This is a genomic window from Flammeovirga sp. AWQ4_249 (assembly GCF_056161045.1).
Window position 1 is genome coordinate 1 of sequence record NZ_JBSWYJ010000081.1, and the last position, 8,254, is coordinate 8,254.

Here is an 8,254-nt window from a genome sequence, read left to right on the forward strand (position 1 = left end):
TTTATTTACTTTAAACCGTTGTTTAAAGCTGCTTCGTTTTTCAGAAGCGAGTGCAAAGGTAAGAACTTTTCTTTTTAACTTCCAAATCTTTCTTGAAAAAATTTTGAAGTTTTTTTTGAGTCAATTCTCATTCTCACAACACACTGTTTTTAGTACATCAAAAAGATGTTTTTAAAAATGCCTTTCGTTAAAGGCGAGTGCAAAGATAAGAAAGGAAATTTAATCTGCAATATCTATTTTGTTTTATTTAGAAACTCATTTAGATAACTGATTATCAATCCTTTAGGTGTATGCTATACGCCTCTACATACATCATGTTTTTCCTTAGCCGTTTACTGAAGGGAGTGCAAAGATAATAGAAGGTTTTTTAAATGCAAGAGGTTTTTAGTGTATTTATTTTAAACAAAATCTAATAAATCTATATCCATCTGTTAATCAAAATATTGCTCTAAGGACAACAAACTCAATTAATATTTAAGCATATGATAGTCATATTAAATAACTAACTTGGAGTGTTATTTTAATTGTGGAAAAATCATGAAGAAAGTATTATTTATTACTTATTACTTCCCTCCATGCGGGGGAATTTCAATTATAAGACCATTAAAACTGATTAAATATCTACGTTCTGTTGGTTGGGAACCTGTTCTTGTCACTCCCAAAGATGCACATTACCCAACTTTTGATGATGGTCTAATTAATGATTTCCCTCAAGATATAGAAAGAATTGAAGTCCCAATATGGGAACCTTATAGTTTATACAAAAAGTTCACTTCTCGACCTAAAGATGAAAACGTTATGAATGCTTTAGTCGTCAAAGATGAAAAAAGTAAACGCTGGAAAGATCGTTTTTCCGTTTTTATTAGAAGTAACTTTTTTATTCCTGATGCTAGAAAATTTTGGGTAAATAAAGCTGTCAAACAATTATCCTCCTACTTAGAGAATAATCATGTTGATGCAATATTCACAGAGGGCCCACCACATTCCGTCACATTGATAGGTGCCAAATTAAAAGAAAAATTCAACATCCCGTGGCTTGCAGATTATCAAGACCCATGGACACAGATTGATTATTATAAAGAATTAATTCTCACTCCTTGGGCAGATAAGTATCATCACAAATTAGAAAAATTTTGTTTTGATAAAGCGGATGCAACAGTGATTGTAAGTAAAGTCTGGAAAAAAGACCTTGAGGATATTGGAGCTCACAATGTACATACTATTCCATGGGGTTTTGATCCTCATGACTTTACAATACTTGAAAATGTAAATGAAAGAAGTGATAAATTTATCATGACCCATTTAGGATTAGCTGGACATGACAGAGTACCTAATGAATTACTTGTAGCTATCATTGAATTAGCAAATGAAAATAAAGACTTTAAAAATCAATTTGAACTTCAATTCATAGGTCAGATTGATAAAGAAATATTAGATACTTTTGAAGAAAATAAAATATTAAAAGTGTTTAAGCATATCCCACAACTTTCTAGGAATGACGCCTTGAAACATGGAAAAGAATCATCTATCCTATTATTACTCCTAAATAAAGCAGATAATGCTGATGGACGAATTCCTGGTAAACTTTTCGAATATTTAGCGCTCGATAGAAATATTTTACTATTAGGTAACACCAAAGGTAATTCTGCTGAAATTGTCTTAGAAACTAATATGGGAACATGTTTTGAATATAAGGAGAAAGAAGCTACAAAAAAGTTTTTATTGACTGCTTTCCATTCATGGCAGAAGAACAAAACTCTTCCGCTAGAAAGAAATGAAAAATACAAAGACTACACTTCAGAAAAATTAGTCGGGGAATTTGGGAAAATATTAGATTCGATTTCAAAATAGGTAAGAAAGAGAAAGGCCAAAGCTTTTCTCTTTTTATTTTGAGGAATATTAGTGTGTCATTTTTTGTATATTTATATTCTTAGACCAAAAAAATATGGATTTCAAATTAGTTGCAGAATTCACACCAATGGGTGATCAACCTCAGGCGATTCAAAAATTATCTGAAGGTATTGTAAATGGGGAAAAGTCTCAAATTTTATTAGGAGTAACTGGATCCGGTAAGACTTTTAGTGTCGCCAATGTCATCAAAGAAACAGCACGCCCAACACTAATACTATGTCATAATAAAACACTAGCCGCTCAATTATATGGTGAATTCAAGCAGTTTTTTCCAGAAAACGCTGTAGAATATTTTATTTCATATTATGACTATTATCAACCAGAAGCTTACATTCAAACAACTGATACTTTCATTGAAAAAGATTTGATGATCAATGAAGAAATTGAAAAGTTACGTTTGGCTTGCACCTCTGCTTTGATGTCAGGTAGAAGAGATGTCATTGTTGTAGCTTCCGTATCATGTATTTATGGTATCGGAAATCCTGAAGAATTTGAAAAAAGTGTATTAAAAATCACTGCTGGTATTGAATATACAAGGCAACAATTTTTAAGAGATTTGGTCGATATTCTATATTCTAGAAATGAAATTGAATTCAATAGAGGGAATTTCAGGGTAAAAGGAGATACTGTAGACATATTCCCTGCTTACGCAGATTTCGCTTACCGTGTCATTTATTGGGATGATGAAATTGAAGAAATTCAACGTATTGAACCTGAAACTGGAAGAATGATATCGAGAGAAAGTAGTATTTCATTATTTCCAGCAAATCTTTTTGTTACAGGTAAAGATGTGATCAACGATGCGATAATTGAAATTCAAGATGAATTGGTTGAACAAATCCAATTCTTTGAAAATGATCATCGAAATGCTGAAGCAAAAAGAATAAAAGAAAGAACAGAGTTTGATCTTGAAATGATTCGTGAATTAGGTTATTGTTCAGGGATTGAAAATTATTCTAGATATTTTGATAGAAGAAGAGCCGGTCAACGTCCTTTCTGTTTATTGGATTATTTTCCAGATGATTTTTTAATGGTCATAGATGAAAGCCACGTAACACTTCCTCAAATTAGAGCGATGTGGGGTGGTGATAGGTCACGTAAAGTTTCTTTAGTCGATAATGGATTCCGTTTACCTTCAGCCTTAGATAATAGACCGCTTACTTTTAATGAATTTGAGAATGTCACAAATCAAACTTTATTTGTAAGTGCTACTCCAGGTGATTATGAATTACTCCAAACACAAGGTGAAATTACAGAACAAGTAATTCGTCCTACAGGGCTTTTAGACCCTGAGATAGATGTACGCCCGACTTTAAATCAAATTGATGATTTATTAGAAGAAGTTCAAGCAACAATTGAAAAAGATGAAAGAGTATTAATTACTACTCTTACTAAGCGCATGGCAGAAGAACTTTCTAAGTATTTAGATCAAATTGGTATTAAGGCAACCTATATACATTCAGAAATTAAACCACTAGATAGAGTTGAAATTTTACGTGAACTTAGATTAGGCATTGTAGATGTTTTAGTAGGCGTCAATCTTTTAAGAGAAGGGCTTGATTTACCTGAAGTATCATTAGTAGCTATTATGGATGCTGACAAAGAAGGTTTCTTGAGAAATGTACGCTCCTTAATTCAAACAATTGGACGAGCTGCAAGAAATGCCAACGGTAGAGTTATTATGTATGCTGATAAGATGACAGCGAGTATGGAGAAATCTATTAACGAAACGAAAAGAAGGAGGAAAATTCAGCATGAATACAATCTAGAACATGGTATTACACCTACAACAGTTAAAAAATCTCATGATGCAATTTTAGAACAAACCCAAGTTGCAGATAGAAAAGCAGTTGTTAAAAGTTATGAGCTTAATGATGATGATAAAGCAAAAGCAGCTGAGGCATTATCTGAGTATCAAATTAATTCAACTGATAACATCGAAGAGAAAATTAAAGCAGCGAAAAAAGATATGGAAAAAGCAGCAAAAGACCTTGACTTTGTTGAAGCAGCAAGATTGAGAGATATTATGTTTGAGTTAGAGAAGATGAAAAACGGAAAATAGAATTTAATTAAATTAATGTATAAACAAAAAGCCATCTTATTATAAAATAGGATGGCTTTTTAAATATAAAGAGGTCGCCAATTACTTGACGACCTCCAATATGTAGAATCAACTTACGTTGAAATCGATTACTCGATGATTGTAGTTACTTGACCAGCACCTACTGTACGTCCACCTTCACGGATAGCGAAACGAAGACCTTCCTCCATTGCGATTTCCTTTTGAAGATCAACTGTGATAGTTACGTTATCACCTGGCATTACCATCTCAACACCGTCAGGTAAAGCGATAGTACCAGTTACGTCAGTTGTACGGAAGTAGAACTGAGGGTTGTAACCTTTGAAGAATGGAGTGTGACGACCACCTTCTTCTTTAGAAAGAACGTAGATCTCAGCAGTAAACTTCTTGTGTGGAGTTACAGAACCTGGCTTACAGATTACCATACCACGCTTGATGTTTTCTTTGTCGATACCTCTTAATAAGATACCTACGTTATCACCTGCTTCACCTCTATCTAAGATCTTACGGAACATCTCAACACCAGTAATAGTTGATGTCATTTTGTCACCTAAACCTAAGATTTCAACAGCGTCACCAGTGTTTGCAACACCTTTCTCAATACGACCTGTAGCTACAGTACCACGACCTGTGATCGAGAATACGTCCTCTACTGGCATTAAGAAATCTTTCTCAACGTCACGAACTGGAAGTGGAATATGCTCATCTACATTTTCCATTAACTCCTCAACAGTTTTAACCCACTTGTCTTCACCGTTTAAAGCACCTAAAGCAGAACCTCTGATGATTGGAGCGTCGTCATATCCTTTGCTTTCTAATTCTTCAGCAACTTCCATTTCAACTAACTCTAACATCTCCTCGTCGTCTACCATATCCGCTTTGTTTAAGAAAACAACGATTTTAGGTACACCAACCTGACGAGCTAAAAGGATGTGCTCTTTAGTTTGAGGCATAGCACCATCAGTAGCAGCTACTACTAAGATAGCACCGTCCATTTGTGCAGCACCAGTTACCATGTTTTTCACGTAATCGGCGTGACCTGGACAGTCAACGTGTGCATAGTGACGATTCTCAGTTTGGTATTCAACGTGAGAAGTGTTGATCGTGATACCACGCTCTTTTTCTTCTGGTGCGTTGTCAATTTGAGAAAAGTCTCTTTGCTCAGCAAGACCTTTGTTTGCTAAAACTGATGAAATTGCCGCAGTTAAAGTTGTTTTACCGTGGTCAACGTGACCGATTGTACCAATGTTCAAATGGGGTTTCGAACGGTCAAATGTTTCCTTTGCCATCTTTCTTAAAAAGAATTATATACAATTAATAGATTTCAATCTTCAGATTTTAAAAAGTAAAATCGAGCTGCCGAGGAGATTTGAACTCCCGACCTCTTCCTTACCAAGGAAGTGCTCTACCCCTGAGCTACGGTAGCTTATCGCGGTCACCGCAATCTTCGAGGAAGATTTTCGATTTTCCTTTTCAGGGAGAATAATCAATGATCTGAAGAAACACTGACTACACTCTTCTCAACAAATTGGTCTATAATAAAATAGCTTCATTTATTGATAGTGGGAGGGGCAGGATTCGAACCTGCGAAGCCGAAGCAACGGATTTACAGTCCGTCCCATTTGACCGCTCTGGAACCTTCCCAGAAATAGATTTAAGTTCTATAAAATATAGTTCTCGTATCTATTCGAGATGCAAAGGTAAATTGATTTTCAAAAACTTCAAACATCTATTTGAAAAATAGATGAAAATAGCCTTGAAATATTTCACCTTTTTATGATACACCATCCAATTAGGGTTGGCAATTACGATATTATCTACTTAAAAATCAATGTTTTACGATTAAATTATTTCAAATTTAAATCTTTGTTAAGAGTATGCTAACAAACCTTACTAAAACATTAAAAATGAATAATTTCCATAAAAACGTTCTCATTTTCATTAAATTCTACTTTCAAATTGTCTTAAAGTAAGATCAACCCTTCTCTTAAGGAACCTGATGAAATATTAATTTCATTCACTTTCAATAAGTTCAATACACTGTATAATAATAAAGATGCAGGTATAATCACATCCACTCTTTCCTTGATTAAACCAGGAATAGAAAATCTTTCATTTCTACTTAATTTCACAAATAAATGATGCATTTCCTCATACTCTTTTGAAGTCACTTTATGTACTTCTTCAGGAGAACAATTATGCTTTGCTCCATATATTTCTTGTATTGTTTGGAATGTACCCGCTGCCCCAATAAACTTAATTTCATTTAATTTAGAAATTTGGTTTAGCATAGGTTTCAATTTCTCTTTTATATAGATAAATAAATCGTTTTTATGTTTATCGCTTATTGGATCTTCATAGCAAAACTTATCATAAAGCCTTTGAGCCCCAATTTCAAAACTTTGCTTCCAAAGAATTTCTTTATTATCGGCAATTATAAACTCGACACTACCTCCACCTATATCCATAATAATTGCATGATCTTCAATACTAGTATCTGTTTTTACACCATGATAAATAACATTAGCCTCTTTCTCACCTGACAAAATTTCTACGGTAAACTTATATCTCTGATAAATCGATTTGATAAAATCCTCTCCATTCTTTGCAGAACGAACAGCACTTGTTGCTGCAATTTTAACTTCTGTAACTTTATATTCTACTATTTTGTCATTAAACTCATCTAAGGCATTAAAAGCTCTTTCAATGGCATCATCTGTTATCATTCCATCTGATATTCCTCCTTTACCTAATCTAACAAATATATCATTCGTGTATAGTTTCTTAAGAACGTTTCCTTTTACATCAGCAATTAATAATTGAAATGTATTTGTCCCCATATCGATAGAGGCTTTTCTAATAATATCTGACATATAATTTTATCTATAGTATTTACTCAATTCATGTTATTTCTAAAGGGTAATCTAAATACTTAAACTAGTTACCTTATATTTGCTCTAAAATTATATTAAATTATCAATGAAAGAAAAATTATTAATCCTACTAAAAGGTATTGCAATGGGAGCTGCAGATGTAGTCCCTGGTGTATCAGGAGGCACTATTGCCTTTATTTCTGGTATTTATGAAAGACTATTAGGAGCTATTAGTGCTGTTGATATCAAAGCAGCTAAATTACTTTTCCAATTCAAGTTTAAAGAATTATGGAAAAAATTAGATCTTGAATTTTTGATTCCTCTATTATTAGGTATAGGCATCGCAATTGTTTCATTAGCAAAATTAATGAAATACCTTTTAGAAAATGAACCTATTGGTTTATGGTCTTTTTTCTTTGGTTTAATCATAGCATCTGCAATTTTAGTAAGTAAACAAGTAAAAAAATGGAATATAGGTAGTATTATTAGTTTAATAGTCGGTATTGCAATCTCTTACTATGTTACTATTGCAACTCCTGCTCAAGCTCCTGAAGGTCATATATACATATTTATCGCTGGTATGATAGCTATCTGCGCTATGATATTACCTGGGATTTCGGGTTCTTTCATGTTATTACTAATGGGGCAGTATAATAATATTTTAGGAGCTATCAGTAATTTCAAGATAGATATCATTGTCACTTTCATGGCAGGTGCAGCTATTGGCATTGTTACATTCTCTAGAGTACTTACTTTCTTACTAAAAAAATTTCATGATATTACCATCGCCTTATTAACTGGCTTTATGATTGGATCTTTAAATAAAGTGTGGCCATGGAAAGAAACATTAAAAACTTATGTTGATAGACATGGTGTTACAAAACCATTACTAGAAGGTAATTTACTACCACAAAATTTCGAAGGTAATAGTCAACTTATTTTAGCAATCATATTATGTATTTTTGGTTTCTTTTTGGTTTGGGGAATTGAAAGGTTTGCAGCAAATCAAGAGAAATAATAGTAAAACATAATTATAAAAAGAAAGCACTATTTCTAATCAATTAGAGATAGTGCTTTTTTTTAATGCAAAAAGGTCAACCATTTCTGATTGACCTTTGAGCGGGTGACGAGGCTCGAACCCGCGACCTACAGCTTGGAAGGCTGTCGCTCTACCAACTGAGCTACACCCGCATGTTTTACTTGGTACACAAATATAGTCACCAATAATTGGAAATTCCCAATGAAAAATAAAATTTTATTGACAATTATAATTAACTACCTGTGTTACTAGGAGTAATAAATGCAAAAAGGTCAACCATTTCTGATTGACCTTTGAGCGGGTGACGAGGCTCGAACCCGCGACCTACAGCTTGGAAGGCTGTCGCTCTAC

The 8,254-nt window shown here is 33.5% G+C and carries 5 protein-coding genes and 3 tRNA genes; 3 read left to right on the plus strand and 5 right to left on the minus strand.

All coding sequences use genetic code 11. The features are described 5' to 3' along the window. The first annotated feature begins 537 nt into the window (after window positions 1–537). Both ACXAHM_RS25755 and uvrB read left to right on the plus strand, forming a co-directional pair. Window positions 538–1,851 carry a glycosyltransferase gene (locus ACXAHM_RS25755; protein ID WP_474966956.1) on the plus strand — a complete coding sequence of 438 codons (1,314 nt, stop codon included), beginning with the start codon at window positions 538–540 and terminating at the stop codon, window positions 1,849–1,851. 94 nt (window positions 1,852–1,945) lie between these two features. Further along, complete coding sequence (uvrB, locus tag ACXAHM_RS25760; RefSeq protein ID WP_474966958.1) at window positions 1,946–3,973, plus strand: excinuclease ABC subunit UvrB; 2,028 nt, start codon at window positions 1,946–1,948, stop codon at window positions 3,971–3,973. A 128-nt stretch (window positions 3,974–4,101) separates the two neighbouring features. Here uvrB and tuf read toward each other — a convergent pair whose 3' ends face one another. From tuf to ACXAHM_RS25780, 4 genes are all read right to left on the minus strand, one after another. Then, complete coding sequence (tuf, locus tag ACXAHM_RS25765) at window positions 4,102–5,280, minus strand: elongation factor Tu (RefSeq protein ID WP_474966960.1); 1,179 nt, start codon at window positions 5,278–5,280, stop codon at window positions 4,102–4,104. Between the two features lie 65 nt (window positions 5,281–5,345). After that, window positions 5,346–5,417: transfer RNA gene (locus ACXAHM_RS25770), tRNA-Thr, on the minus strand. Between the two features lie 137 nt (window positions 5,418–5,554). Continuing rightward, window positions 5,555–5,635: transfer RNA gene (locus ACXAHM_RS25775), tRNA-Tyr, on the minus strand. 320 nt (window positions 5,636–5,955) lie between these two features. Continuing rightward, window positions 5,956–6,864 carry a Ppx/GppA phosphatase family protein gene (locus ACXAHM_RS25780; RefSeq protein ID WP_474966963.1) on the minus strand — a complete coding sequence of 303 codons (909 nt, stop codon included), beginning with the start codon at window positions 6,862–6,864 and terminating at the stop codon, window positions 5,956–5,958. A gap of 106 nt (window positions 6,865–6,970) precedes the next feature. Here ACXAHM_RS25780 and ACXAHM_RS25785 point away from each other — a divergent pair, with 106 nt between their 5' ends. After that, on the plus strand, window positions 6,971–7,882 hold the full coding sequence (locus ACXAHM_RS25785; RefSeq protein ID WP_474966965.1) for a DUF368 domain-containing protein: 912 nt from the start codon (window positions 6,971–6,973) through the stop codon (window positions 7,880–7,882). 100 nt (window positions 7,883–7,982) lie between these two features. Here the strand turns inward: ACXAHM_RS25785 and ACXAHM_RS25790 are convergent. Continuing rightward, window positions 7,983–8,055, minus strand: a tRNA-Gly gene (locus ACXAHM_RS25790). Between the last annotated feature and the right edge of the window lie 199 nt (window positions 8,056–8,254).

Bases quoted from the DNA above. Each gene is read 5' to 3' on its own strand.
- ACXAHM_RS25755 (WP_474966956.1), top strand. From the start codon at position 538: ATGAAGAAAGTATTATTTATTACTTATTACTTCCCTCCATGCGGGGGA.
- uvrB (WP_474966958.1), top strand. From the start codon at position 1,946: ATGGATTTCAAATTAGTTGCAGAATTCACACCAATGGGTGATCAACCT.
- tuf (WP_474966960.1), bottom strand. From the start codon at position 5,280: ATGGCAAAGGAAACATTTGACCGTTCGAAACCCCATTTGAACATTGGT.
- ACXAHM_RS25780 (WP_474966963.1), bottom strand. From the start codon at position 6,864: ATGTCAGATATTATTAGAAAAGCCTCTATCGATATGGGGACAAATACA.
- ACXAHM_RS25785 (WP_474966965.1), top strand. From the start codon at position 6,971: ATGAAAGAAAAATTATTAATCCTACTAAAAGGTATTGCAATGGGAGCT.